23 protein-coding genes, 1 tRNA gene and 1 pseudogene are annotated in these 26,054 nt (G+C 60.4%); 10 read left to right on the top strand and 15 right to left on the bottom strand.

All coding sequences use genetic code 11. The features are described from left to right. Positions 1-76 precede the first annotated feature (76 nt). From D5261_RS02560 to D5261_RS02540, 5 genes are all read right to left on the bottom strand, one after another. Positions 77-1,978, bottom strand: coding sequence for a family 43 glycosylhydrolase (locus D5261_RS02560; protein ID WP_119323811.1), 1,902 nt, complete (start codon positions 1,976-1,978; stop codon positions 77-79). After that, positions 1,978-3,075, bottom strand: coding sequence for a glycoside hydrolase family 43 protein (locus D5261_RS02555; RefSeq protein ID WP_119323812.1), 1,098 nt, complete (start codon positions 3,073-3,075; stop codon positions 1,978-1,980). The genes D5261_RS02560 and D5261_RS02555 overlap by 1 nt, the downstream gene beginning before the upstream one ends. Before the next feature lie 325 nt (positions 3,076-3,400). Continuing rightward, positions 3,401-4,822 (bottom strand): family 43 glycosylhydrolase, encoded by a 1,422-nt coding sequence (locus D5261_RS02550; RefSeq protein WP_119323813.1) that lies wholly within the window; start codon positions 4,820-4,822, stop codon positions 3,401-3,403. A 2-nt stretch (positions 4,823-4,824) separates the two neighbouring features. Continuing rightward, positions 4,825-5,856: a glycoside hydrolase family 43 protein gene (locus tag D5261_RS02545; RefSeq protein WP_119323814.1), complete on the bottom strand. Its 1,032-nt coding sequence runs from the start codon at positions 5,854-5,856 to the stop codon at positions 4,825-4,827. Positions 5,857-5,959: 103 nt separating this feature from the next. Then, complete coding sequence (locus D5261_RS02540) at positions 5,960-6,721, bottom strand: DUF1559 family PulG-like putative transporter (protein WP_119323815.1); 762 nt, start codon at positions 6,719-6,721, stop codon at positions 5,960-5,962. A gap of 339 nt (positions 6,722-7,060) precedes the next feature. On the opposite strand from D5261_RS02540, the gene D5261_RS02535 reads away from it, so the two are divergent. Beyond that, positions 7,061-8,161 (top strand): substrate-binding domain-containing protein, encoded by a 1,101-nt coding sequence (locus D5261_RS02535; protein ID WP_119323816.1) that lies wholly within the window; start codon positions 7,061-7,063, stop codon positions 8,159-8,161. A gap of 155 nt (positions 8,162-8,316) precedes the next feature. Beyond that, a complete protein-coding gene (locus D5261_RS02530; protein ID WP_119323817.1) occupies positions 8,317-9,414 on the top strand; it encodes a substrate-binding domain-containing protein in 1,098 nt (365 codons plus the stop codon). A 22-nt stretch (positions 9,415-9,436) separates the two neighbouring features. On the opposite strand, the gene D5261_RS02525 is transcribed toward D5261_RS02530, so the two are convergent. The 4 genes from D5261_RS02525 to D5261_RS02510 form a co-directional block, all read right to left on the bottom strand. Further along, positions 9,437-11,872 carry a diguanylate cyclase domain-containing protein gene (locus D5261_RS02525; RefSeq protein ID WP_119323818.1) on the bottom strand — a complete coding sequence of 812 codons (2,436 nt, stop codon included), beginning with the start codon at positions 11,870-11,872 and terminating at the stop codon, positions 9,437-9,439. A gap of 119 nt (positions 11,873-11,991) precedes the next feature. Then, positions 11,992-12,645 carry an HD domain-containing protein gene (locus D5261_RS02520; RefSeq protein WP_125206234.1) on the bottom strand — a complete coding sequence of 218 codons (654 nt, stop codon included), beginning with the start codon at positions 12,643-12,645 and terminating at the stop codon, positions 11,992-11,994. A 125-nt stretch (positions 12,646-12,770) separates the two neighbouring features. Next, positions 12,771-13,169, bottom strand: coding sequence for a hypothetical protein (locus tag D5261_RS02515; RefSeq protein ID WP_125206235.1), 399 nt, complete (start codon positions 13,167-13,169; stop codon positions 12,771-12,773). Between the two features lie 121 nt (positions 13,170-13,290). Next, positions 13,291-13,365 (bottom strand) — tRNA-Thr (locus D5261_RS02510). 104 nt (positions 13,366-13,469) lie between these two features. On the opposite strand from D5261_RS02510, the gene D5261_RS02505 reads away from it, so the two are divergent. The 8 genes and pseudogenes from D5261_RS02505 to D5261_RS02475 all read left to right on the top strand — a co-directional run bounded on the left by D5261_RS02505 (position 13,470) and on the right by D5261_RS02475 (position 19,063). Continuing rightward, positions 13,470-14,402 (top strand): ATP-grasp domain-containing protein, encoded by a 933-nt coding sequence (locus tag D5261_RS02505; protein WP_119323821.1) that lies wholly within the window; start codon positions 13,470-13,472, stop codon positions 14,400-14,402. 93 nt (positions 14,403-14,495) lie between these two features. Next, positions 14,496-14,594: pseudogene (locus D5261_RS33325) on the top strand (protease); the annotation flags it as partial. Positions 14,595-14,699: 105 nt separating this feature from the next. Continuing rightward, positions 14,700-15,590, top strand: a complete 891-nt coding sequence (locus D5261_RS02500; protein ID WP_165864510.1) for an MIP/aquaporin family protein — start codon at positions 14,700-14,702, stop codon at positions 15,588-15,590. Positions 15,591-15,662: 72 nt separating this feature from the next. Next, positions 15,663-16,010 (top strand): PadR family transcriptional regulator, encoded by a 348-nt coding sequence (locus D5261_RS02495; protein WP_119323823.1) that lies wholly within the window; start codon positions 15,663-15,665, stop codon positions 16,008-16,010. Further along, positions 15,994-16,680 carry a permease prefix domain 1-containing protein gene (locus D5261_RS02490; RefSeq protein ID WP_119323824.1) on the top strand — a complete coding sequence of 229 codons (687 nt, stop codon included), beginning with the start codon at positions 15,994-15,996 and terminating at the stop codon, positions 16,678-16,680. The genes D5261_RS02495 and D5261_RS02490 overlap by 17 nt, the downstream gene beginning before the upstream one ends. Positions 16,681-16,694: 14 nt before the next feature. Beyond that, positions 16,695-17,381 carry a permease prefix domain 1-containing protein gene (locus D5261_RS02485; protein ID WP_119323825.1) on the top strand — a complete coding sequence of 229 codons (687 nt, stop codon included), beginning with the start codon at positions 16,695-16,697 and terminating at the stop codon, positions 17,379-17,381. Between the two features lie 12 nt (positions 17,382-17,393). Beyond that, complete coding sequence (locus D5261_RS02480; RefSeq protein WP_119323826.1) at positions 17,394-18,086, top strand: permease prefix domain 1-containing protein; 693 nt, start codon at positions 17,394-17,396, stop codon at positions 18,084-18,086. 74 nt (positions 18,087-18,160) lie between these two features. Then, positions 18,161-19,063 carry a molybdopterin-dependent oxidoreductase gene (locus D5261_RS02475; protein ID WP_119323827.1) on the top strand — a complete coding sequence of 301 codons (903 nt, stop codon included), beginning with the start codon at positions 18,161-18,163 and terminating at the stop codon, positions 19,061-19,063. Positions 19,064-19,167: 104 nt separating this feature from the next. On the opposite strand, the gene D5261_RS33320 is transcribed toward D5261_RS02475, so the two are convergent. From D5261_RS33320 to D5261_RS02440, 6 genes are all read right to left on the bottom strand, one after another. Next, positions 19,168-20,010, bottom strand: coding sequence for a prepilin-type N-terminal cleavage/methylation domain-containing protein (locus D5261_RS33320; protein ID WP_119323828.1), 843 nt, complete (start codon positions 20,008-20,010; stop codon positions 19,168-19,170). A 269-nt stretch (positions 20,011-20,279) separates the two neighbouring features. After that, the gene (locus D5261_RS02460; RefSeq protein ID WP_119323923.1) at positions 20,280-20,405 is read right to left on the bottom strand and encodes a YezD family protein; all 126 of its coding nucleotides are present in this window, start codon (positions 20,403-20,405) and stop codon (positions 20,280-20,282) included. Between the two features lie 244 nt (positions 20,406-20,649). After that, positions 20,650-21,708 carry a hypothetical protein gene (locus D5261_RS02455; protein ID WP_125206237.1) on the bottom strand — a complete coding sequence of 353 codons (1,059 nt, stop codon included), beginning with the start codon at positions 21,706-21,708 and terminating at the stop codon, positions 20,650-20,652. A gap of 244 nt (positions 21,709-21,952) precedes the next feature. Next, positions 21,953-23,800 carry a GGDEF domain-containing protein gene (locus D5261_RS02450; protein ID WP_301002399.1) on the bottom strand — a complete coding sequence of 616 codons (1,848 nt, stop codon included), beginning with the start codon at positions 23,798-23,800 and terminating at the stop codon, positions 21,953-21,955. Between the two features lie 261 nt (positions 23,801-24,061). After that, positions 24,062-25,072 carry a hypothetical protein gene (locus tag D5261_RS02445; protein ID WP_119323831.1) on the bottom strand — a complete coding sequence of 337 codons (1,011 nt, stop codon included), beginning with the start codon at positions 25,070-25,072 and terminating at the stop codon, positions 24,062-24,064. A 90-nt stretch (positions 25,073-25,162) separates the two neighbouring features. Next, on the bottom strand, positions 25,163-25,993 hold the full coding sequence (locus D5261_RS02440) for a heavy metal-binding domain-containing protein (RefSeq protein ID WP_119323832.1): 831 nt from the start codon (positions 25,991-25,993) through the stop codon (positions 25,163-25,165). Positions 25,994-26,054 lie beyond the last annotated feature (61 nt).

Raw genomic sequence — 26,054 nt, 5'->3', positions numbered from 1 at the left:
TCGCGAATGGGGAGTGTCGGAGCGTTTCGATTTGCGTCCCAACGGCGAAAACCCCAGAAAATGCCCCACGTCTGCTTCAGCGACTTTTCGATCTCCCCGCGATCCGTGTTGCAGAGCGCGGAGCTGTCCATGCATCCACAATTCCCACATCGATCCCCTGGCCGCCGGTCTTCTGGCCGCAGTGTACGGCGAGCGTGTGGACGCCGGGCGTCAAACGCTGGCGAGCGGCGCCATCGATCGGCGATGTCTCATACGCCGTGTTGTAGCCAGTAAGCGTCGCGGCGGCGACGCCGTCGATGTAGACTTCGGCGTCGTCATCATGGAACTGGCGCAATCGGGGATCGCGTGGCGCGTGGGTCAGGGTGAATGTACGGCGCATCCAGATGTCGCTGGTCGTCCAGGGGGTGCGTACGCCCGGCAGGCCGCTGCCGAAGAACGCATCGCCGGTCAGCCAATTTGCCGCCGGAAATTTGGGCGCGCTCCAATCTGTCGCCGGCGTTTGAGTTGTGTACTTCCACGACTGCGCTTCGCTTTCGGAGGTGGCGGCGAGGACGCTGGGGTCGGAGACAATGCCGACGTCGATATAACCGAGACCGCCGCTCTGGCAGTGGACGGCGAGGGTGTTGGCGCCGGGCTGAAGCGAATGAGGGTCCGGGAGCGTGACTTGAACGTAGTCGCTGGTCGCGCCGGCGAGCGTCGCCGCGATTTTGCCGTTCAGCCAGATCTCGGCCGGGCCGTTATGACGGATGTAGAGCTGCGGCGTCCCGAGGATATGGGATCGCAGGGTGAATGTCTGACGCATCCAGATGTCGGAGGTCCGCCAGATCGCGCCGACATCCGTGAACTGTCCGAACTGGGAGACTTCGGGATCGCCGAAGGCGCCGGCGCCCGATTTCCAATCCTTCGCGGCGTAGCTGGCCGTGGTCCATGCGCCCTTGGGCGCGGTCGTGGTGTAGCGCCAGACGGGGCGGGGCGTCGTGCGTCGGATCGTAAGCCGTCCTTCCGGCGTGAACGCGACCGGGAGGACGCTCGCGCGGATTGCCCAGGGGCCGAACGGGCCGGAGCCGAAATACGTAGACCACCAGCCGCCCCGGGAGTCCTGGAACAGATTGTTGTGCCCGTCATGCGGGATCGCGCGGCGGCGCGGCGTGTATGGCCCATAGATCGAGCCGGTCGACACCGCGGACGTGTTGTCGTAGGTGTCCGGCAGCTTGCCGTCCGTATTGTGCATCGGATCGATCGTGTTGATGAAGATATATCGCCCGTGGTTCTTGACCAGATAGATCCCCTCGCCCCAGCCGTATGTATTGTCCGTGAAGGTGAACTTGCGGTCGGGCTCGTCCAGCGCGCTCAGATCGGGCTTGAGACGCGCGATATTGAAGCTGTCATGCAGCAGGTAGACCTTGCCGTCGTCATCCTGAAACAGCGAAGGGTCGATGCCGCTGACGATCGGGCCGTCCGTCTTGACGTCGCGGTATGGACCCTCGGGCTTGCCGGTCTGGCTCTTGAGGATGCCGATTTCGTAGTAGTTCATGCTGTAAGGGATCCAGTACGTTCCGTTGAAGTAATGGATCTCCGGAGCCCAGACGGCCCGGCGCGGTTTGCCTCCGCCCTCGCTCACCCACTTCCTGGACCAGGTGGCGTCGCGCTCCAGGCTCCAGACGATCCCTAGCGATGTCCAGTGAATCAGATCCTTCGAGCGCCATAAGGGGACCCCGTCGTTTGCCTCCCACATGCTTGTGTGGCCGTCGGCGGGATCGATGGTGCCGGTCAGATAATAAAAGCCGTCGGGGGAATGGCAGATATTCGGATCGCGCATTCCAGGCTGGATGTCGAGCTGGCGCAGGCCCGGCAGGCCGCCGGGCGCGTTGGCGTCGCGCGCCGCCGGCAGAATGATCTCGCGCTGCGCGGACGCGGCAAAGGGCGCGAGCGCCGCTGCGGCGCAAGTCAATGCGAAGAGTGTCTTGTGGTGTTTCATCAATGTTTCTTATACGCCAGCCGAGGATGCGCCGGCCGGGCGTGCGGGAGAGGCGGCGGCAGGATGACCGTTTGCGGGCCGGTCGTGGGGGCGATCGGCTGGACGGTTCCGTCGGCGGCGATCGTGAATGGATCGGCGCAGAGTCGTCCCCCCGATGCGCCGCCGCTTTCGCCGCGATATCCAAACCAGTAGCGGTAATCCGGGCCTTTGAAGACGGTCAGATGGCCGCCTTCGAACAGCTTCATGCGCGGGTCCTTGCGCCAGGGGCCAAGCGGGTTGTCGGCGTACGCGACGCCGGTCCAGTATCCGCCGTTTTCAAAGTTCTCGGCGTAAAATAGATAGTATCGCTTGCCGATCTTCATGCCCCAGGGGCCTTCACAATAGCCGGGGCTGGGCTGCGCGGGATCGTCGCTGTTCTTCGAGAAGATCTTTTTGCGTTCGCCCAGCGTGATCTTATCCTGCTCCAATTGGCTCAGATCGATCGGCTGCTCGAAGAGATCGCCAAACGGCATGATCGCGTAGACCTTGCCGTCGCCGCCGTCCATGATGGTCGTGTCGCAGGCGCTGTCCTTGATATAGGTGATGTGCTTGTACGGCCCCGTCACTTTGTCCGCAACGCCGACAAAGGCGTGATAACCCCATTCGCCCGACGAATTGTATTCTTTCTTCAGCCAGTTGTCCGCCGTGAAGATCAGATAGAATTTGCCCTGGATCTTATGGATCTCCGGCGCCCAGAACCGGTGCTTGTACGGGCAATTCTCGGCCAAATCCGAAGACTTCACCAGCCACTTCCCCGGCGTCCAGTTCTTCAGATCCTTCGACGAGTAGATGCGAATGCCCGGCGACGATCCATTGTCGGTCAGCCCCATTCGCCCATCTTCTTTGTTGGCGAACGGCCACATCGTGAAGATCGTGTAGTAGGTATCGCCCTCATGAATGATGCACGGATCACGCAGCTCCTGCTCCGCCGGCGTCTTCTCTGTCGTGTACTGAAAATTCAGCGGATTGGAATACGTAAACGTCTTCGGCGCGGCGTGGGCGGCGGTGGCGGCCAGGAACGCGAGAGTGATTAAAATAGGGCGCAAATTTTTAGACATGGAAAGATGACTTTCATTGTTTTGATGGCCGGCTGTTGGCAAACCCGCCGTGGCGCCTCGCGTACTCCCTTGCAAACCCACCCCGGACTTCGGGCGCCTCGGGCAAACCCACCCCGGCCCTTCGGGCCACCCCTCCCGCCGACGGGAAGGGTTCGTAGGATTGCCTCTGACGAAGGCCGCCTGCGATAACACACTCTGAAATCACCCTTCCCGTCGGCGGGAGGGGTCGGCCGAAGGCCGGGGGTGGGTTTGCAAGGGAGTACGCGAACCACCGAGGTGGGTTTGCCCGAGGCGCCCGAAGGCCGGGGTAGGTCACACACTGCCCTTACAACGCCTCATACCGGAAATCACGGAACACGGCTTCGCCGGGTCCGGCTGCGTAGAGAGCGACGCGCAGGCCGAGGAAGCCGCCGAGGGCGTTGTGGTTCCAGCCGGAGATTTCGTTGCCGCGCGCGATCTGCTCCCATTCGCCGCCGGCGATTCGGACCCAGTACTCGACATCGTGGTGATCGTTGACAAGGCGCAGCGTGGCTCGGCGGACCGGCAGATCCACGGCCTTTTCGTGATGCTTGCGCAGTCGGAGCATAATGTGCGAATCCGTCAGCGCCAGTCCCGTGTAGGCCGTTGCGTCGTAGAAGAAGAGCAGGCCGGCTTCGGTTCCGTCGCCGGAGATTTCGACATCGACTTCGACTTGATAGGCGCGATCTTGCGGGCGGATGCAGAGCGGCGCGCTGCCGTCCGAGGGCGATTCGCCGCGTGCCTGGAGACGCAGGGCGCCGCCGCCTGCCTGGAAGCGCGTTCGATCCATTTCGCCGTTGAACTGCCATTGCCAGCCAAGCTCCGGGCTATCGAAACGGTCGGACAGCGGCGTTTGGCGAGGGGGCGCGGCGAAGCATTCGTCGGTCACATACGGCCAGCCGTCCCGCCACTCGACGCGCTGAAGCATTGTGTGCCGGCCGAGGCTGACGTAGCCGCGCTCGTAGGCGTGGTAGACGATCCACCAATCGCCGACGGCGTCTTCGATCAGCGTCGCGTGGCCGCGCGACCACCAGCGCTCGCGGCGATGTCCCGTACGGATCAAGGGATTGTGCGGCGCGTTCTCGTAAGGACCGTCATGGCGGCGCGAGCGGGCGGCGACCACCATATGGCCTGTCGCGGGACCGGCCGTGCCGCCTTGCGCGGTGATGAGATAATACCAGCCGTCTCGGAAGAACGCTTTGGGGCTTTCCTCGGCCATGCCCTCGATCTGTGTGGGGAAGGGGATCGGCCAGCCGTTGTAGATCTTGCGCATCTCGCCCTTGGTCGCAAGGCCGTCCGCGGTCAATTCAATCTGATGTCCGCCGGAGAGATGCAGGAACCGCCGCCCGTCGGGCAGGGCGTGGTGCCCTGGATCGATATGCGGGACATTCAGATCGACGGGCTCGCTCCACGGTCCCCGAATATCGTCGGCGACGATGACGTGGTTCTTTCCCGAAGTTGTATAGTAGATGTAAAACTTGCCTTGATGGTAGGCGAGGTCCGGAGCCCAGACATCGCCGTCATACTCGGTGAGCGCGTGCGCCAGCGGCGTCCAGTTCTTCAGGTCGGTGGAATGCCAGATCAGCAGCGCCGGCGCGAAGGAGTTGGCCGAGTGCGTCAGGTAGTAGTCCTGCCCGACGCGAATGATCGTCGGATCGGGGTAGTCGCCGCGCACGATCGGCTCCAGCCTGTCGGCGGCGCATTCCGTCCGTCGCTCCGTCATCTGCATTGTCACTGGTCGTCTCCGTTCTTCGCCGCGCCGGCCGTCGGCGTCATCGCCGCGAAGCGTCCATCTACTTCAAATTGGATCGGATCGACGCAAAGCCGCCCATGCGTGCGTTTGTCGTCCTCCATTTCGCCCCGGTACGCAAACCAATCCTGCCCGTCCGGCCCCTGGAACACCGCCATGTGTCCGCCCAAAAAGACCTGCCCGCGCGGATCCTTGCGCCACGGCCCCCGGATATTGTCCGCATACGCGACCCCCGCCCAGTATCCGGCGTGGTCGGGAAATTTGTCTGCTTTATATGGCCCTGAGGACAAAAAGTAGTAGCGGCCGTTCGCCTGAAAGACCCAGGGGGCTTCTAAATAGTCCGGCCGAGGCGCGAAGCCGATGTCGCTGTTATCCGCCGTGATGACCGTCTCCGGCTTGCCGAGAAGCGTCACGATGTCCCGGTCGATCTGCGTCAGATCGATCTCCTGCACGTCCACATTCATCCGTGGAATCAGCGCGTATGTGCGCCCGTCGCTGTCCTCGAACAGCGATGTGTCGCAGCAGGCCCCATGAATATATGTGATATGCTCGTACGGTCCCGTGATCTCATCCGCCACTCCGACAAACGCGTAGCCCGAATCGCACCACTCGCCTGCGGGATTGTACTCCAGTTTATTCCAGTTGTCGGCCGTGAAAATGAGATAAAATCTTCCGTGGATCTTATGGATCTCCGGCGCCCAGAACCGATGCTTGTACGGGCAATCCTCGGCCAAATCCGAAGACTTCACCAGCCACGTCACAAACGCCCAATCCTTCAGATCCTTCGAGGAATACAAAGCGATCCCCGGCGACGACCCATTGTCCGGCAATCCCATCCGCTCGACGATCCGTCCCGCGAACGGCCAGACCGTGAAGACAAGGTAATAAGTATCGCCCTCACGCGTGATACACGGATCGCGCAGCTCGGTATGCGAGGCGGCGCCGTCGACATTGTAGGCAAACGGAAGAGGGTTTATCCGCAGAGTGTTATGGAAATCGTCAATTGTCGTCATATCTGCTGTCAGGTCTCGATGATGCGCGCGAGGAAAATACGAGAGAGGCTTAAAAAGCGGCTGCGCGCTGGAGAGCGCACAGCCGCCGGATTGCTTGGGGTATTTACTTGTATTTCTGTTCGAGAAGCGCCATATCCGACACGATCGTGGCGTTGGTGTCGTTGCAATTGATGGCGTCTCGTCCCGCCGGGCCCGCGTCACAGGTCGAGCCGTTGATCTGACCCCACATAGAACCGTTTGAGACTGTCTGGATCGGTCGCACAGATTTGACGTGACCGTCCATGAAGAGCAGATTGAGCTGGCCGGTGTGGTTAGCGCGGCCGGTGTCCAGGAACTGATTCGCTCCCCAGTCCCCCCAAACCATTCCTGCTTCGCCGCCCGGGTTGGCGTCCGACACCAGGATCCGAGTGACAGGCTCGTTGATGCTGGCGATCGAGTGCGCACCGCCCCAATCCGTGCCGCCGGAACCATAAGTTGCGCCTAGCTCGAAATTGTAGCGGTAAGAACCGGGGATAACCGGGGTTCCCGCCGCCGCGCCTTGCTCGCCCATAACGCTGGGGGAAGCGCTATCATCAGGGCACTTATAAACGCCGGTGCTTTTCACGTAGGGATAAATTTGCTGTCCCCAGTTCGCGAAAGGAACGCTGCGGTCATTTGAGGCAAACGAGCGCCCGACAGGATAGATTTCGTCGTTATCCTGAACATACTGCATCACGCCCAGACCAAGCTGCTTGAGGTTGCTGGCGCAGCTGGCTTGACGGGCTTTTTCGCGCGCCTTGGCGAAAACGGGGAAGAGAATTGCGGCTAGAATCGCGATGATGGCGATAACAACTAGCAGCTCGATGAGTGTAAAACCTTTACGCATAATGATGGATCCTTTGGGTCGGATGCTGCTCCGGGAGCAGTCATCTGGTCTTAATTGGTTTGTACGTATAATATACCAAACCTTCGGAGGTCTGTCAAGCAGTATTTTTCGAACTGTTTCTTTGCGATGGAAATGAGACAAGATTATGCGGGGCATGGGGGAAAGAGAGCGATCGAACGGCGGGTATGGTATAAAGTGAGTAGTGAGGAAGAACGCCCCGCGCCGAAGGCGATCGAGGGCGTTTCCGGGCAATTTTCCGCCATGTTTCGGCGCTAACAGCGCTTTCCGTGTTTTCCTGTGTCCACCGCCGGGCAATTGTACTAATATTAAACGAACGATATGGCCCAACCAACGACCGATTTACTTGACCGGGTTTTGATCAGCAAAGAGCGAGGGGCTCCGCTGCATCTGCAAGTGCGGGGTATCCTGCGCGACATCATTGAACACCAGTGCGAGGACGGGCAGCCGTTCTGGACCGAAACGGTGCTGATGCAGAAGCTGGGCGTATCGCGCGCGACGGTGCGCAAGGCGCTGTCGGACCTGACGCGCGAGGGGCTGCTGGTGCGCCGGGCGGCGCTGGGAACGACGGTCAGCAAGAAGACTATCGCGAATACGCTGGGCGTGTTCGTGCATCAGTACAATTCGGACTATCAGAGCGAGCTTTTGCAGGCCTGCGCCGACGAATGCCGCCGTCGCGGCTTCCAGATGCAGCCGTACTATACGCACAACGGCGATCAGGTTTCCGAAGCGTTTGAGCGCGTGAAGCTGCCGCCGCATCAGCAGCGCATCATTATCATGGGCGAGACCGAGGGGTTCACCTCGCAGCTCTATAAGGCGTTGCAGGATCGTGGCTACCGCGCCGTTGTGGTCGACGCCATCTTTCCCGGGTTTCGGGGCGCTTATGTGGGGACTGATAACGAACAGGTCGTGCGCCTCGGCGTGGACCATCTGCGCTCGCTCGGACACAAGCGCATCACGCTGTTTGTGAATGAGCCGGCCGCCGTGGAATCCGTACAGGTTAAGATCCGGACATTCGAGCGGATCTGTCGCGAAGAGGGTTTGGACGAGAGCCGGGTGTTTCTGTGCGGCACGAAGCTGGGAGAAAGCTCGTTCGACGCCGCGTACCAATCGATGGACAGAGTCTGGATGCAGGAGCCGCGCCCAACCGCGCTCTTCACCCTTTCCGATCCCGGCGCCTGGGCGGCGCTAAAGTGGTGCGCCGGCCGCCGGATCGAAGTCCCCGCGCAGCTCTCCGTGCTTGGTTTTGAAGGCGTGCGGCCGAGCCGATTTACGAACCCCTCCCTCACAAGCGTCGCGCACCCGATTGTCGACCTGGCGAAGCGCGCGATCGATCTGCTCTGGGAAAAAGACGAGAAGCAAGAACTGCTGCCGCCGCATCTGGTTATGGGGGACTCGACCGGGCCCGCGCCCAGCCCGTAACCCCGAAGTCGCTTGTTGCAAGGAACCTGCTCTGAGGACGAAACCCGTCCTCAGAGCTTTTTTTGTGCGCGAAATCGGGACCAAAAGTTCGTGATTGACAGGGATTCGACAGAAGGTTATAATAAACTGTTATTGTGCGTACATTGGGCGAAATTATGAATTATCCATCGACCGATCTTCTGGATCGCGTATTGATCAGCCGGGACCGAGGCATACCTCTGCACCTTCAGGTGCGCGGGACGCTGCGTGACGTCATCGAGAACCATTGCGAGGATGGTCAGGCGTTTTGGACCGAAGCCTTGCTGATGGACAAGCTGGATGTGTCGCGCGCGACGGTGCGCAAGGCGCTGTCGGAACTGACGCGCGAGGGGCTGCTGGTGCGCCGGGCGGCGCTGGGGACATCCGTCACGAAAAAGACCAGCCCAACTCTGCTGGGGCTGTTCGTTCACCAGTACAATTCCGACTTTCAAAGCGAGCTGCTTCAAGCCTGCGCGGCGGAGGCGTCGCTGCGCGGCCTGCAATTGCAGCCGTACTACACGCACAACGGGGAGCAGATCTCCGAGGCGTTCGAGCGCGTCACGCTCCCGCCGCATCAGCAGCGGATTATCATTTTGGGCGAGACCGAGGGGTTCACGGGCCAGCTTTACCGGGCGCTGCATGACCGGGGCTACCATGCGGTGATTGTCGACGCGATCCGACCCGGATTTCGCGGCTCGTATGTGGGAACGGACAACGCGCAGGCGATCCAGATCGGGCTGGACCATTTGATGCAGCTCGGGCACCGAAGGATCACGCTGCTGGTCAACGAACCGGCGGAGGTGGAATCCGTGCGGCTGAAGATCGAAGCGTTCGAGCGGATCACCTGGTCGCAGGGAATGGCGGAGGCGCGGGTCGTGCTCTGCGGCTCGAAGCCGGGGGACAGCTCGTTCGACGCCGCCGGCGGCGCGATGGACGCCGTATGGGCGCAGGAGTCTCATCCGACCGCCGTCTTCACCGTCTCCGACCCCGGCGCCTGGGCTGTCCTGAAATGGTGCGCCGAGCATCGGGTCGATGCGCCGGGTGAGCTGTCCGTGCTTGGCTTTGAAGGCGTGCGCCGCAGCCGGTTCACCCATCCCACCCTGACCACCGTTGCGCATCCGATCGCCGACCTCGCGCGTCGCGCCATCGATCTGCTCTGGGACCGGGAAGAGCGCCAGGAATTCCTCGCGCCGTATCTGCTGGTCGGGGAAAGCACGGGACCGCCGCGCCCATAGCGGGAAGACGCGGGAGCCTGGGCTACGCCGCCCGGTCGATTTCCTGCTGGGCAGTAAATGACTGGGCGAAGGCGCGCACGCACTCCGGGTCCCATTGCGAACCGGCCCCGTCCTCCAAGATCGAGAGCGCTTTGTGGATCGGCATGCCCAGGCGGTAGGGGCGGTCCGTGGTCATGGCGCTGAAGGCGTCGGCCACCGCCATCATGCGGGCGATGAACGGGATCTCCTCGCCCTGAAGGCCGCTTGGGTATCCACGGCCGTCCCAGCGTTCGTGGTGGTGGCGCACGGCGTCGAGCGTCGCTTCCAGGCCGGCCACCGTGGAGACGATGGCGGCGCCCATCTGCGGATGGTGCTTGATGGCGTCGTACTCCGCGTCGGTCAGCTTTCCGGGTTTGCGCAGGACGGCGTCGGGAACGCCGATCTTGCCGACATCGTGCAGCAGGGCCGCCACGCCGATGGTATGCTGCTCCGCCTCCGATACCCCCAGCGCCCGCGCGATGATGAGGCAGTATGTCATCACGTCCTCGGAATGCCGGCGGGTGTAGCGGTCTTTGTTATCCACCGCCGTCACCAGCGCATCGAGCATCGAAAACCCTTCCAGCTTATCCGTCATTGAGGCGCGGACTTGGTCCGCGCCCGATTCGATCTCCCCGCCCGACTTCGCGCGGCGCAAGCGCTCGTCGGCGAGCCGAACGACATCGTGCCGGTCGGAGCCATGCTGGGGATAGATCGACACGCCGATGCTGAAGCTGATCGGAATGGAGACTTCAGATTCAGCAGGCGCGTAGGCAAGGCCGCGAAGACCTTGCTGAAGACGATCTTCGATTTCGGAGCGCGTGATATGCTCGGGGCTGGGCAGCAGCAGCGCGAACTCATCGCCGCCGAATCGCGCAATGGTGTCATAAGGACGGCAAATCGCCTGCAATCGCGTCGCGACTTCACGCAGGACTTCGTCGCCCGTAATATGCCCGTAGACATCGTTGAAGAACTGGAAGTTATCGACATCGATCATCGCCACGGTTAGCGCGCCGCCTTCGCGCTGCGCCCGCGATGTTTCTTCCTCCAGGCGCTTGTGAAACGCCCGGTGGTTCCAAAGGTTTGTCAGCGGATCCCGATCCGCTCGCTCCTGAGCCTCGCGCAGCGCCTGCTCCCGCTGGACTTCGACCCATTTGCGGTCGGTGATCTCATGCATCACCCCGTTTACTCCGGTGGGCTGCCCATCCGCGCCGAACACCGCGCTTCCATGAACGCTGATCCAGCGGATGCTTCCGTCCTTTTGAACGATGCGAAACTCCGCCTCCGTATACTGCGTGGAATCCAGCGTCGCCTGCATTCTTTCCTGGACGAACGCGCGATCTTCGGGATGGACGGTCTGGAGAAATTCCTCGCGCGTGAACGCCGCATCCTCCGGCAAGCCGAAGAGCGCTTTGGCCTTGGGTGAGACATCGATAAACTCACTGGTGGAGAGATCAAGATGGAGGGTGGTAAAGCGGCCCTTTTCCAGCACCATGCGCAGCCGGCATTCGCTTTCCCGCAGCGCGTCCTCCGCCACACGGCGCTCGTGAATATCGGCCAGCGTGCCGACGAGACGGTGGACTGTCCCGTCGTCCCCGCGCATGGCGCGGCCGACGGAGTGCATCCATCGCGGCGAACCATCCCGCCGCATCACGCGGATATCGAATTCAAACGGCTGTCCATCCTCGATCGATTGTTTGGCGAGCTCCGCCTGCATGGCGACATCGTCGGGATGATAAAATGTCCGAAGCTTTTCCGGGGAAGGCTCTCCCTCCGCCCGGTCCAGCTCCAGAAGCGTGAAAAGCTGCTCCGACCAGGAGATCCGCCCGGTGACGACGTCATATTCCCAACTGCCGATGCGCGCGAGGCGCTGCGCCTCGCGCAGCCGCATTTCGCTGCGCTCCATGGCGGCCTGGGTCGCCGCGCGCTCTTCGATGAGCTGCTTCTGCACGACGATCTGGCGCTGAAGCTCGATGCGCGACGCCACCTGGCGGGCCAGCATTTGCAGGATCAACTGCTTTTCGGGACTGAGTTCGCGAGGGGTTTGATCGATGACGCACAGGGAGCCAATGGCGTAACCCTCGGAAGTGATCAGCGGAGCGCCGGCGTAGAAGCGGATATTCGGGTCTCCGGTGACAAAGGGATTTTGCGAGAAACGCTCGTCGAGGCGCGCATCGGGAACGATCAGCATCTCAGGCTGAAGAATGGTCTGCGCGCAAAACGCCGCCGCTCGCGAGGTTTCCTGGCTTTCATACCCAACGATGGATTTGAACCACTGGCGCTCGGCGTCGATCAGCGAGATTGCGGCGATCGGGACGCCGCACAGCTCGGCGGCCATATGCGTCACTTCATCAAATACATCATCGGGAGGCGTATCAAGGATTTGGCTTTCCAAAAGCCAATCTAATCGCGCCGCTTCATTGTCAGGGATCAGCAAAGTCATGAAATCGTTCTACAATTCTATGCAATCTCTTTAACATTGTCGGCGCTGCCGCGGAATATCTTTATAACTTCCCAAGCGGACGATGGTTCCATTATACTGTAAAATTCGCTGGGCGCGTGTTACAATTTTATTACAATTCCTTGCTCCAAACGGATCATCGAGCGCACTAAATTCTTGTGAGCCGCCGCTTCAAAATTTTCCTGTCCGTAATGGGCCGGATAGATGGGAACACGCTGGTTGAACGCCTCGGCCCACGCGAGGCGTCCCGCCCGATAGGCTTCCCAGGAAATCTCGGGATTACTGAGAAACTCGCTCGCGACTTGCCGCTCGTATCGATCGAACTCTTCTTCGGACGCCGCCAAAATCGCCAGGTCCAGCGTGACGAGCAGGCGGTCATCCTCGGTCGTCCCAAGATGCGTCTTGGTCGCCATGATCCCCTCGTACACATCGGCGCCAAACGCCTCATCTAGCCCCGCCTCCCGCGCCCATCGCCGCGCGACTTCCGCGCTTTCCCGCTCATTGTCCGGCGCGCCGGGCCGGTAGATCAGATCGTGGAGCCAGATCTTCCATTCGAACGACGCGCGGTCTTGCACCAAATGCGCGACACTCTCAAAATCGCGCAGCAGCGCCTGAACGTGGGCAAGGTTGTGATAGGCGCGATGCTCTTCGCTCATATTCGCGGCGATGAGCGTGTAATACTCGTCTGTTAGACGAGCGTCCAAATTCAAAGACGCACAGAACGCGCGCCATCTTTCTCGAAGATCGATAGTCATTGGGGGATCCTCCGTACGACAAGGTTACCCATCGTTGGGAAGAAACTGGGAAAGGATGGGGGACAAACGAAGAAGGGGATCGCGTAGGCGATCCCCTGTGCAAGATAGAACAATGTGCGAGCTGCTTACGCCTTGCGGGCGGAGTGGAAGCTGCATTCGCCGGTCTTGAAGTCGGCGGCGCGGGGGCATTGTTTGAGCGAGCCGTCTTTGTTCTTGGTGACCAGCGTGCGCGGGCATGGACGGATGACTTTGACCTCGAACGTCCAGTTTTTGAGGTTGGCGTCGATGGGGCGGAAGCCGCACTTGATCATCGCGCCTTTGAAGGCGCCGTTGTTAATGTAGAAACCGCCCTCGGCGGCGGTCGGGCCTTCCTCGAAGAAGTTCTTCAGAGCAAAGCTGTTGTGCTTATATTCTGTTTTTGACGCCTCGAACCAGGATTTGATCCAGTCCATGAGGATGGTCTTTTCTTCGGGTGAGAGTAAGGCGAACTGCGCCGGATCGTCTGCTTCATTGAGCTTGGCCATATCTATTTCACAATCTTTCTCGAACGCCGCGCCGCGCCGCATGGACAAAACGAAAAAGATCCGCGCTGATATGGGAAGCTCCTGCTTCTCATCCTGCACGGATCCTTTAAGCAAACAAAAATGGGGCCGATGGAGGGATTCGAACCCCCGACCCGCTCTTTACGAAAGAGCTGCTCTACCCCTGAGCCACATCGGCGAATGTGAAACCGGCGCAATTCTCATTGCGCTAGCGAAGGTAATTATACCGTACCTCGCCAAAATGTGCAATGGTTTTTGAGGGTCCATGCGCTAAAATCTTTCATGGACAAAATTTCCGGCTCCCAAAACGCCTCTGTAAGACTGCTCTTTCCGGCGCATCCACTGGATCCGCGCAGCCCCGATCCGTCGTATTTGGAGGAAGCGGCCGCAGCGGCGGCGCTGGGTCTGCGATGCTCCACGATCAATTTTGAAGCGCTGGTGGCTGAAGACGATTCGGCGCGCGCCGTGAGCCGCGTCATCCCGGCGGGCGAAGAAGAGACCGGCGTGTATCGCGGCTGGATGATTACGCCGGCGCAGTACGCGTCGCTCTTTACGGCGCTGCTGGGACGCGGGGTGCGGCTCGTCAATTCCCCGGAGGAATATCGGCGGAGCCACTATCTTCCCGAATCCTACTCCGTGATCGAAGGACAAACGCCGAAGACGGTCTGGATGCGGCTGGAAAGCGCGCCGTCGATGCCCGCTGTCATGGATCTGCTGAGTCCGTTCGGGGCGGGACCGGTGATCGTGAAGGACTATGTGAAGTCGCGCAAGCACGAATGGGCGGAGGCGTGTTTTATTCCCGATGCTTCGGACGCGGCGGGCGTCGCTCGGATCGTCCATCGGTTTCTGGAATTGCAGGGATCGGATCTGAACGAAGGACTTGTCTTCCGTGAGTTCGTGGAGTTCGAGCCGCTGACGACGCACTCTCAAAGCGGCATGCCCCTGACGCAAGAGTTTCGTCTCTTCTTCCTGGACGGCGCTCCCATTGTCGTCAGCCAGTACTGGGATCAGGGAGACTATGGCGCGGCGCGTCCGCCGATGGAGCGGTTCACGGCCCTGGCGTCGCATGTGCAAAGCCGATTCTTCACGATGGATGTGGCGAAGCGGCGGGACGGCGAGTGGATGGTGATGGAGCTGGGCGACGCGCAGGTCTCACAGCTGCCTGAGCAGGCGTCCGCGATGGATTTCATCGCGTCGCTCGGGCGTCTGGCGTAAACCAGTCGTCCTTATTTTGGGACTGTTAGATGTTATTGCAATTTTGATGCCAGTGGAGCGACAGCTTCCCGGTCGATGTCGTCGTGCGCGAAGACCGATAGGGGACTCGTCACCAGCCGTAAGCCCGACGATATCCCCGCCTTCAGCCAGAAGCTGATCGAAGAGATTTCCGAAGGCAAGCACGCGCGTTAATCCGCGAAATCGTTCATAATTGTGGTATTCGCGGAATGGCCCGCCATCTCTATGCAGATGGCGGGCCATTTTGTTGGGGAAAAGGCGCGAGGGAGGGATCGCAAAATGCCGAGGCCGTCGCTGACACTGGTCGAGACATCGCGGGAAGAAATTCTATACGCCGAGTGGAAGCGCTGCGGCCACCACCTGGAAGAGTACGCGAGCGAGTTTGCGGGCGCGGCGTTTCTTGTGTTCTGCGTGGTCGCATTCGTCTCGCTGATGTTTGCGTCCGGATCGCCGATGCCCGCGCTACTTCCATCGTCCTCTCTGAGGCTTCTGTGCGCCGGTTTGCTGATCGGCGGCGCGGGAGGGCTGGTCGCCATTTCACCGCCGGGGCGGCTGAGCGGCGCCCATATCAATCCGGCGGTCTCGCTGGGCTTCTGGCTGCTTGGAAAGATGCATGCCAATGATCTTGCGGGATACGCCGCCGCGCAGATGGCCGGCGCGCTTCTGGGCGCCGCGCTCGGGATTGCGGCGTTCGGCCGCTGGGCGCGCGAAATCCACCGCGCCGTTCTGTCGCCAGCGGCGGGGCTCAGCGCCGGCGGCGCATTTACCGCGGAGGTGGCCGCCACGTTCGCACTCGCGTCGGTCCTGTTTTGCTGCGTCAGTCATCCCAGGGTCGCGCGTTTTACCCCTGCGATCATGATGCTGGTGTCCGGCGTCCTGGTATGTCTGGACGGCGCCGTCTCCGGAGCGGGCATGAACCCCGCCCGTTGGTTCGGTCCCGCCGCAATCGCCGACGACTGGCGGCTTGGCTGGGTCTACTGGCTCGCGCCATGCCTCGGCTCCCTCCTTGCCGTTCTGCCGCGTCGCTTCGGTCTTTATCGACACGCCATGCCCGCAACCGCCAAGCTCTTCCACGACACGCGATTCCGGTCGATCTTCCGCCACGACCGGGTTCCCAGCAAACTTCCGGCGCATCTGGCAAAGGAAATCGACGCCTCCGCGCGGCCTTAGCGCTGACTATCTTTACATACATCAGAATCTCATGTATAATATATTCGTGAGTTGTATTGTGAGGACCTTTCCATGAAAGAGCAAAACGAACTGAAGAAGGGAAGCACGCAGACATTGATTCTGGCCGTGCTTTCCGACTCGCCTTCGCACGGCTACGCCATCGCCCGCGAAATCGAGCGCCGCAGCGCCTCCGCGCTCAAGATGGGGGAAGGCGCTCTTTATCCCGCCCTGCGCGCCCTGGAAACCGACGGTTTTATCTCCAGCGCCTGGGAAGTGCAAATCAGCGGCCCCGCCCGCAAAGTGTATACCTTGACGGGAAAGGGACATGGGGAACTCGCCCGGCAGCGCAGCGCCTGGCAAAAGTTCTCCGACGCCGTCAACAGCGTCATCGGAGGCGCCCCCCATGGACAGCCGACCTGACAAAGAGATACTGGACCATCAAATCGAGCAATATTTGACGCGCGTCGCCAGCTACTTGTACGGAGCGAGCCGTCAGGCTGTCGAAGATAACCTGGAAGAGATCCGCCAGCATCTCTTTACGGGCAGCGAGGAGCGGATTCGCGCGGGCCTTTCCGCCGATCAAGCCGCGCAAAGCGCCATCCAGCGCTTTGGTTCTTCGGACAAGATCGGCGCGAGCCTCGCTCGCCATCTGACGCCCTATGCCTTTCCGGTCAGGGTGTATCAGGCGTTATGGGTTTGCCAATTCATGCAATATGCCGCATGCGTGCTCGGAATGCATCAATTTTTCGCTTTGCCTCTCTGGGCTGCGGCTGCTATCGTCATGTGCATATACACGCTCGTTCTCGTCTTGGAAGAGGATCGGCGGTTTACGGTTCGGTCGAAATCCATCGCCGAATTCTATCGACATATCGGAAGAATCCAGCGAGAGATGCAGAGAGCGAATATCGCGAGAATAGTGAATCTCTCCGGTTCTCGGCGTTTCCAGTGTCTCATGACATTGGCGTTGATGAGCATCGGATATATTCACGAACATGCCTACGGTCTCCTCGGATTATTCGTCGCGAGCGTCATCGAGTTTGTTCTTATTCGAAGAACCGCGTCGCGGATTGGCGCGAATATTTCGGCGTAGCGAGAGAGTTTTCCATGAATGAATCCTTTGAATCCAGCGAGCAAATCGATCAATACTTAAGTCGTGTGGCGGACTATCTTCACGGGGCGGATGCGCAGGTAGTCGACGACACGCTTGAAGAGATTCGGCAGCATCTTAACTTACGTTGCGAGGAACTGATCCAAAATGGCCTTTCTGACAAGGAAGCGGTGCGAATAGCCATTGAGCGCTTTGGATCCCCAAACAAAATTGGCTGGAGTTTGGCCCGGCAACTGGGTTCGAGCGCATTTCAGATTCAACTGTTTTGCGGGCTGACGACTTGCCGCATGCTAAAGTTTTTGGCGATCTTTCTGCCCACGCGGCATACATTGCATTTTTCGCCGTTTATCACTAAGTTTATACCGTTCGGTCTGGGCCTCGTGATATGCATAACGCTGCTCCAGCTTATTGAAGCATTCACAGTCATCAATTCTCAGTCTGCTCGCAAACAGCGCTCGTTTATCAAAAGAACATCCCAAGGATCGAAAATGCTGAGTATTACTAGCACGGCCACTCCCACAGGTGTTTTTCGCTACGCTTATATTGCGTTCTTGTTGGCGTGGGGTGGCGTTAACTTCTCGTGGCATATTAATAGCCTCGGCGCCCTTACCTTCTTAGAAGTCATCGAGTTTACTTTCGTTAGAACAGCAATCAGGCGACTGAGCGGGAGCGCATCGGTGTAGCGAGAGCCCTTTATGGACAGCCCACTAAAAAATGATCTGATCGACCAGCGCATTGAACACTATTTGAGGCGTTTGTCAGGACATCTTTACGGAGCGGACCGCCACGCAATCGACGAGACTCTTGAAGAGATCCGTCAACATTTGCGTGCTGGCTGCGATGAATATGTGCGTGAAGGCTATCCTGTCGAGCGAGCCGTGGAGATGGCTCTCGACCGATTTGGCTCTGCCGATAACGTCGGAGAGAATCTTGCGCGCCGTCTTGCTCCATACTCCGCACAGCTCAAAGCGTATTGGATTTTGCGTTTGGGAAGCATTGTGCAATTTATTGCGATATGGTTTGTTGCTCAGCAGTCATTGGGAATGGCGTCAAACTGGCGCTGGCGTATTGGGGGAGTTATTGTGGCCCTGCTGTTCGTCTTGGTGGAAGAGTTCCGCCGGAGTGCGGTTCCGCCAAGAATTATCGCGCGGCAGCGCCTGCGCACAGAGGAGATCCAGCGTTATCTTAGCACGTCTGGGATTCGGAAATCTACGAGCGCTTTCAGTTTTGGATCTTATCTTTATATCTGTTGCCTTGCTTTGATCGCAGCGGCGGCGATCTGCGGCCATGTCTACGCGATGGCGGTTTACTTCCTGGTAGAAGTTGCCCAGAACGTCTATATCAAAATCGTCGTCGCGCGCCTTAATCGAAGTCTATCAATCCAGTAAAGACGGAACTTCCCGGGCGTTTCGTTTGTATTAATGGCGAGGCGCCGTACGCGGGGTGTGAGAGGATCAATGTTATGGCTGACGATAAGGCGAAGGAACAGGGAGAACACCATAAATCCCGGCTGGCGGAGGAAGAGCCGTCGCCGATTCTTGTGCCTCGGCGGCGGCTGCAGATGCAGTCGAGGCGGGATTTTTTGCTTTATGGGGTGGGCGCGGCGGCGGTGGCGGGCGGGTTCTGGTGGCTGCTGCCGGGCGATACGCATAGCCGGGTGCTGACGCCGGGGCAGGCGGCGCGTTTGGATTCGCTGGAGGCGCGCGTGGGGCTGACGGGAGGGCGCAAGGAGACGCTGTTGGGGCGGACGCTGACGTTTGACGACGATGTCGCGGAGGCGCTTTATTCACCCAATCGCATCGTGCCGACCTACGCCAAGTCCCAGATCACGCCCAACCTGCGCAACAACTATGGGGGCGGGACGCCCGATCCGGATTATATCGACGACTGGACGCTGACGCTGGATGGTCTCGCGGACGGCAAACAGCGTAAGCTGAGCCTGCACGATCTGAGCACGCGCTTCGGTCACCATGAGGAGATCACACGGCTGGTTTGTGTGGAGGGGTGGAGCGCCATCGCCTGGTGGGGCGGCCTGCGCTTCGCGGATCTACTGCGCGCCTTCCCGCCGATGCCGGGCGCGCGCTGGGCGAACATGGAATCGGCGGTCAATGTGGACAGCGACGGCAACTCCGATCCCTACTATGTCTCCATCGATCTGGGCACGGCGCGCCACCCGCAGACGCTGCTGGCGACTCATCAAGAAGGCAAGCCGCTGGGCGTGGAGCACGGCGCGCCCATGCGCTTGATCGCGCCGATGAAGCTGGGTCTGAAGAATATCAAGGCCCTGACCCATATCACCTACACGGTGAAGGAGCCGGCGGATTATTGGAACGAGCGGGGATACTCGAAGTACGACGGGGTGTGATCGACACGCCCAAGCCTCGAATAATTTTCGGCCCGCCGTCTCCGGGGAAGGGAGAAACGGCGGGCCGAAATCGTGTCAGGGGTCAAATGAGAGGTGCTCTCACATTAGAGAGTGCGGTCCCAGTTGTTGTGCGTGTCGTCGATGTACGTCTGGACGGGGATAACCGACTTCACGTGACCGTCTGCAAAACCGACATTGGCGCGGCCCTGGTGCCGTGAGTTCAGACCGGCCTGTGAACCAAGAGCCGTCCAGGGGTTCGCGCCGTTATCCAGAGCAATCGGTGTCGTGCTGCCAGGCTTGGTCCACTGCGGGGTCAGTGAGCCACGCGAAACAGTGCCGTCCGCGCGCTGGGTGTCGCCGATCAGGATCAGGTTCGACGGGCTGTTAATCGCGGCGAGCGTCGTATCTTTGTTGACGCCGATATTCAAACCATGCTGGGTATTGAAATATGCGACCGGGCCGGAGCTGGCGCCGGGCGTGCTGTCCACGGCCGTGTTGCCTTCATTGATATTGAAGCCGTAGTCATTGGGCCAGTAGACATTGGAGCTGGTCGGGCCGGACAGCGGCTGCGGGGATGGCCAAGCGACGGTCGCGGAAGGATCATGCCAGATATTGTCGCCCTGGCTGGTCTTCAGGCCGCCCTTGATGTACGGCTCCAGGCGGCCGCGGATGCTGTAGACGGCGGCGGAAACGGGGTCGTTAATCACGCCCGCCGGAGCTTCGCGCTCGGTGACGGTCGGGAAGAAACGCTCGTCATTGTCTTGCAGATACTGAAGTGTGGCGAGGCCAATCTGCTTGATATTGCTGACGTCGGCGGCGGAGCGGGCTTTCTCACGAGCTTGTGCGAAGACCGGGAACAAGATGGCGGCGAGAATCGCGATAATGGCTATGACGACGAGCAATTCAATGAGGGTAAACCCTTTGCGAACCGATGCGATGCTGGACATGAGTGATCTCCTTGTGTTTAACGTACGAATGAATGAGGGCCATGCGTTCTTGTCGGACCCGGCCTCCCAGCGAGATGTGAAGATCACTGGGAGGCTTTGAGACGCGACAAGGCCCCACGAGCCATGGCGAACGAATAATAATACGCCTGGCGGTCGTGGGGCCTCTCGTTGACGAGTCAGCCACATCATTAGGTTGTCTGCGGACCGTTGTCCGCTTGCTTGAGTGGATTATACCACTAATGACAGCGATTTACTAGTCTATTTGAAGATTAAACAAGACGAATTTTTTCGGTCTTGTCGATCTGCACCACGCGACCGTCCTGAATGATGATTTGGACGGATCCAAATCGAATGCTGGCGACCGCTTCCTGGATCTTCTGAAGAGGAATTTCCACCGTCGATGCCGCCTGCGGCGCTTTGCCGTTTTGAATCACTGGTTTTTGCTGCTGCACCGCTGTGCTCCTTTCATCCTCCGCCGTCACTCAGGAAGCGAAGTTAAATACTAGTAATATTATTGCAAAACTTATTGTTGAGATATTATGCCGCTTTCTCAAGCCAATGTCAAGCATTTTTTTGCATGCGGACACACAAAAAAACGCCCCGAAGACGGCGTCGTCTACGGGGCGTTTCGATCGCGGATTAGCGATGGGCTTCGCGGAAGGCTTCGGTCATGCCTTCGGGCACCCAGCCGGCGTGCGAGTAGAGCGCGTTGGCGGCGGTGAGCTGCGATTTGGCGGCGTCTTTTTTGCCCATTCGCATGGAAACGCGTCCCAGCATATAAACCGCCAGCGGGTTCTGCGGGCAGAGGCGCACGCTCTTTTGCAGGCGCGCTTCCTCGGTGGCGATCCCCTTGGGGGTAAGCGGCGTCAGGATCAAGCCGCCGATGGTGCGCTCGCCGCGATAGTACTCGAACTGGGAGCGCAGGAAGGGAATGCTGAGCGTTCGGACCTGCGCGGTCGCCACTTTCGCATTGGTGGGCTGTCCCTGGTAATAAAGAATGACGCCGGTGTCGCCTTCAAAGACCGGGTTGATATACTGCGAACCGGCTTTTTGGGTATTGAACGCGAACAAGCCCTGATGCCGGGCGAAGGGCTCGGGTTCGGAGGCGTCCACCAGGATATCCTTGCCGTTGGAAAGGCGCAGGATTGCGGAGGCGTGCCCGTTGTTCGTGGTCGCGCCGGCCATGTTGCGGGCGACCATCACGACTCCGGCGTCCATCCCCATCTTTTGCAGCATGCTGGAGATCAGGACCGATTGCAGGAAGCACTGGCGCTCGCCGTGCGCGACGGTGTTGGTGAAATCATAGCCGCGGTCCAGGCTGAACTTCGGGATCGACTTCTTGACCAGCTTGTGTGTCCACGCGCCGATCTCCATCTCCTTGGCGGCCTTTGCCTGCGGATCGGAGACGCGCGCCAGTTCGGCGCGCTTCTCGTTCAGCGCGGCTTCCAGCGTCGCGCTGCTTCCGAGAAACGGCTTGGTCGCCTGATCGAACCACGCGTAAAACTGGCGGGGATTCGTCTGGTTGTTTTCGGTGTACGAGTCGACCAGGAACTGCGTGAACGCCTGGCCATGGTACTCAAACTGGGCGTCGCCATGCGCGCCCTGCGAATGCGCGGTCTTCGCGTGGACCGCGCTCAAGGGAAGCGCGGCAAGACAGAGGGCCGCTGCGAGAGTCGGGAGTGTTCGTGACTTAGACATAGAGCACCTGTAGGGAGAAAACGTTGATACTACTATAATAGCGCAAACGGGGCGGTATTTGTTCCCTGTTGGGAGAAGAGGCCCTCACCCCCCGGCCCCCTCTCCCAAAATTGGGAGAGGGGGAGTCAGAGGGATTCTTGATTTGGATCAAAGATCCAAAATCCTGATCTTAAATCTTAACCCTCTCCCAAAGGTCTGGGCGAGGGTGGCCCGGAGGGCCGGGTGAGGGCCTCCGGGCCGCTCTCTAAGCCGCCGCGTGCTCCGAGTGCTGGGATGACGACTGGCTGCCGGCGACGACGATCTGGTTGCGTCCGCCGTGTTTGGCGCGGTAGAGGGCCTGGTCGGCCATCGCAATCAGTGTCTGCATATCGCGGGTGTCGTTCGGGAAGGTGGCGACACCGAGGCTGATTGTTTTGTAGACCTGGGCGTCTTCGTCATCGGCGTGGCCGGGGAAGACGGCGGAGGCGACCGCGATGCGCAGGCGTTCGGCGGTGCGCCAGGCTTCTTCCTTGGTCGTTTCCGGCATCACGATGATAAACTCCTCGCCGCCCCAGCGTCCCACGATATCCACGCTGCGGACATTTTCGCGCAGCAGCGCGGAGAGGCGCTTCAGGAGGACATCGCCCTGCGGGTGGCCGTAGGTGTCGTTGTAGATCTTGAAGCCGTCGACGTCCAACAGGATCATCGAAATGGAGTGTCCGTAACGCTCGGCCCGGCGGTGTTCGCTCAGCAGCACCGAGGTGATATGGCGGCGGTTGTACAGGCCCGTCAGCTCATCCGTCACCGACTGATTGTAGACATCCTGATGCATTCGGATGTTCGCCAGCGTCGTCGCGGTCTGAGTCGCCAGGGAGCGGACGCGCGCGATATCGTGAAGGGTGTAAGACTGCGGCGCGTCGCGCTCGAACTGGGCGACGCCGATTGTCTCGCCGCCCACGACGAGCGGGACGAGCAGCAGGCAAAACGCCGATTCGTCCCGGCCGCCGCCGCGCGCTCCTTCGCGGACGATCAGCGGCGACTGCCGGTCGGCGGCCTTGCCGATCAGGCCCTCGCCGAATCGGATGGTGCTCACGGATTGGGAAAGACGGCAGGCGTTCGGAACGGAGCCGGGCGACGCGCTCTGGCGCGTCACGCGCTCCAGGCGCGGCTGCGTCTCGTCGGTCAGCCACAATGTCGCGCGGTCGCAGGCGATCAATCGGGCGGAGAGCTGGAGGAAGCGCTCGACCAGGCGGTGCGGATTTGTCTGGGACAGCGTGACCGCGCTCAGCTTCTCCATGGCGTCGACTTGCTCGCGCAGCATGGCGACTTCGAAGCCGTAATGGGCGATAAGCGCGAGCAGGATCATCAGACAGGCGCACAGCGCCACGCCGGCGTCGTGGCCGGTCGGATAGGTCAGCGCCATCAGGAGCGCCACCGGCGCGCAGGCGGTCAGCGCGAGGGCTTCGAGGCGCCAGTCGGTCGCCGTCCGCGACCGTGTCGCCTGCTGGGCCGGCTGCGCGAAGGGCAGGTTGATTTGGCGTCCCAGCACATAGATCGCGCCATAAAGCAGGCACGCGAACACCACATGCGGAACGTAAGGCGGCGCGGTGGGATAGGGCGGAGCCGCCAGGCCGGGATGCGCCTTCGCCAGGTCGCCCTCCAGCGCATGGAAGAAAAAGCCGCTGACCAGCGTGGCGAGGCCGAGCCAGGCGCCGCGGTCCAGCGCGCCGCGCCGCGCGGAAGAGATCTCGCGGGTGGCGGCGTAAATGGCGTTCGCGAGCAGCAGGGGAATGACGGCGGTGATCGGCGGCAGCAGCAGCATGGCGCCCAGGCCGATGCCGGGAAGCATGACCACCCGCTGGCCGCGCGGCCCGCTGGCCGGCAGGGCGATGGAAAGGATGCTCATGGCCGCGAACAGCACGAACACCACGCGCCGCGATTCGTCGGACACGATATGGTCGTATTGGAGCGCCGAAAGCACCAATCCCAGAAAGACAACTCCGCACAGGATCCACATCGGGCGGTTCGCGCCGGGCCGCTGTCTGCGGGAAACCGGCGGCTCGTCCGATGTCTCAGGGCCGCGTCCATCAGCGTCCATAATTACTTGACGCACTGTCACATGATCTCCCGAAGAAGGCGAGTGTTTCTGGAATCTGGAAACGATCTGCATCAAATCAGCCGTGATCCTTTTCTCGAGTCGGAAGCCCTAATAATGTCTTCATTTCTCGCGATCACGAAATTATCCCATGTTTTTCGTCGAATCTTCCGAACTATTTTTGCCTCTTTTGGGGTGGTCCGGACGCACGACGGGCCCTCCCAAATTCCTTGAGAGAGCCCGCTGCGTTTCGATTGGCGTTCCGTGAGAACGTGGATTTTAGAAGGGAAGTCCCGGGACTTTGAATTTGTGCTTCGGCTTCTCAGGCTTCGGATCGGGAGTGGGCGCGGGGCCGTCGGCCGTATCGCCTTCGGGAGTGGCCGGCGTTTCATCGGCGCCGGCGCCGGGCATTTTGCCGCCGGGCATAAAGCTGTGCATCATCTTGTCCCGCTCTTGTTTTTGGAATTCGTCGTCGCTGACTTCCTTGTAGTCCGAGGGCACATCAAAAAGGGAATCGTCGAGCGCGGCCGTCGAATGCTCGCGCAGATCGCGGGTGAAGAGAGGCTTATCGTTGGCGTCGTAGAAGACTTGCTTCACGGCCATCTCGCCAAAAATATCGCGCAGGCCGGCCAGATCGCCCTTCATCTCATAGGTGATCGGGCAGCCCTTTTCGTTGGGGATCACGCGTGAGGCGGAATACCGTTCCGGGCAATTCAGCGCCGCCTTGATCGGCGCCGTCCAGAGCTCCATCTTCATCGTCGTGTCCGAAGCTCCGGCGCATCCCGAGGACTGCGTTCGGAAGGTGAGCATAGCGTGCCGCGCCTGGATGTCGGCAACTTTTTCCGTTCCCAGGTTTTTGGCCGTAAACGTCACGACTTCCTTGCCGGTTCCGCCGGCGCCCTGGTCATCCGCTTTGGAGGTCATCATCGGACTTTTCGACATCTGCTTCGCGGGCAGGAATGCGCCAATGGCGGAGACCGTGTAAATCTTCAAATCGGGATCGAGCTTGACCTCACGATGCTTGTCGCACTGTGTAATCGTCACGGTCGTCATTTTGATAGGGCCGAAATCCGTCGCCGTTTCGTCGCGCTGGCGCATGTCTTTCAAAAACGTGGTGGTGCGGATGGAGCCGCCCATCGCCGCGGCGCCGTCATCCTGGCCGGATTTGTCTCCGCCCATCTTCATCTCCATCGTATAGCGCACGTCGGCATGGCTGGGGACGGGAATCAGGGCGGCGGCGATCAGCGCCAGGGAACAAGCGGGGATAACTTTTATGGTTTGAGTGGACAAAATTGACGCTCCTCCAACATTGGTCGGTGGACGCCCGAGAGCTGGCGCGCGTCCACCACGTTGTTCGAGGATTTGCGAGAAAAGTCCTGCTTATCGATCGATCAGGGGCAGCACGAGGCTGGGCGTGGGGACCGCGTGCTCCGGTCCGATGGCGATGACGCTCGTGCCGACGGCGAAGTACTCGATAATGTGGCTGCCCCAGCCGTGCGAATTCTCCTGAACGGACGCGCCGACAATGCCGTCCGCCCCGATCTGCTCCGCCTCGCTTTGCATACGGCCGAGCGCCAGCTCGCGGGCGTCATAGATCGCCTGGGTGTAGGTAGGCATCTCGACATTCTGGCCGACCTGTGAGAACCACGCCTTCACTCCCTGGTATCCGACATGGTAGACGCAGTTGCCCATGACGAACGAGAGGGGACGATAGCCGGCCTTCGCCAGCGTCCAGAAGTCCTGTCCGGATAAGTCCGAGGTAAATGGGCGACCGCTGGGCGTCCGGAAGTTGCCGCCCGTGCGCGACTTGACCGCCGTGCCGACGGCGATAAACTCGGCGAGGTTCTCGCCCCACTCCTGTCGTCCGATCTCCAGACGGATGCCGACGATCCCGTCGGCTCCGAGCATATCGGCCTCTTCCTCCATGCGCGTCATCGCCAGGTCCCGCGCGTGGTACATCGCCTGGGTCAATGTGTCCAGTTCGACGCTTTGATTGAGCGCGGGCTTCTGCCAGCCGATATGATAGATCGACGACCCCACCACGAGCCCCACGGGATCGAAGCCCGCTTCTTTGACGAGAAGGAATTCGTTGATGGAAAGATCGCTCGTGAACAGCCCCTTTTTGTTCGCCCCGGGCAGCATGGCGGCAAGCCGGTTCTTGGCGTTAGCGGGCAGTCCTTCCTGGGAACCGGGCGTGTATCGATCGGGCATGAGATCTCTCCTTCTTCGGCGTGTCGGAAAATAAGGGGATTCGGTCTAGAGAATCGGTTTG

The sequence above is a fragment of the Capsulimonas corticalis genome, assembly GCF_003574315.2.
In the GTDB taxonomy this organism is placed as follows: domain Bacteria; phylum Armatimonadota; class Armatimonadia; order Armatimonadales; family Capsulimonadaceae; genus Capsulimonas; species Capsulimonas corticalis.
Note: the sequence above shows the minus strand (reverse complement) of the source record. Positions and strands in the feature narration are given on the sequence as shown.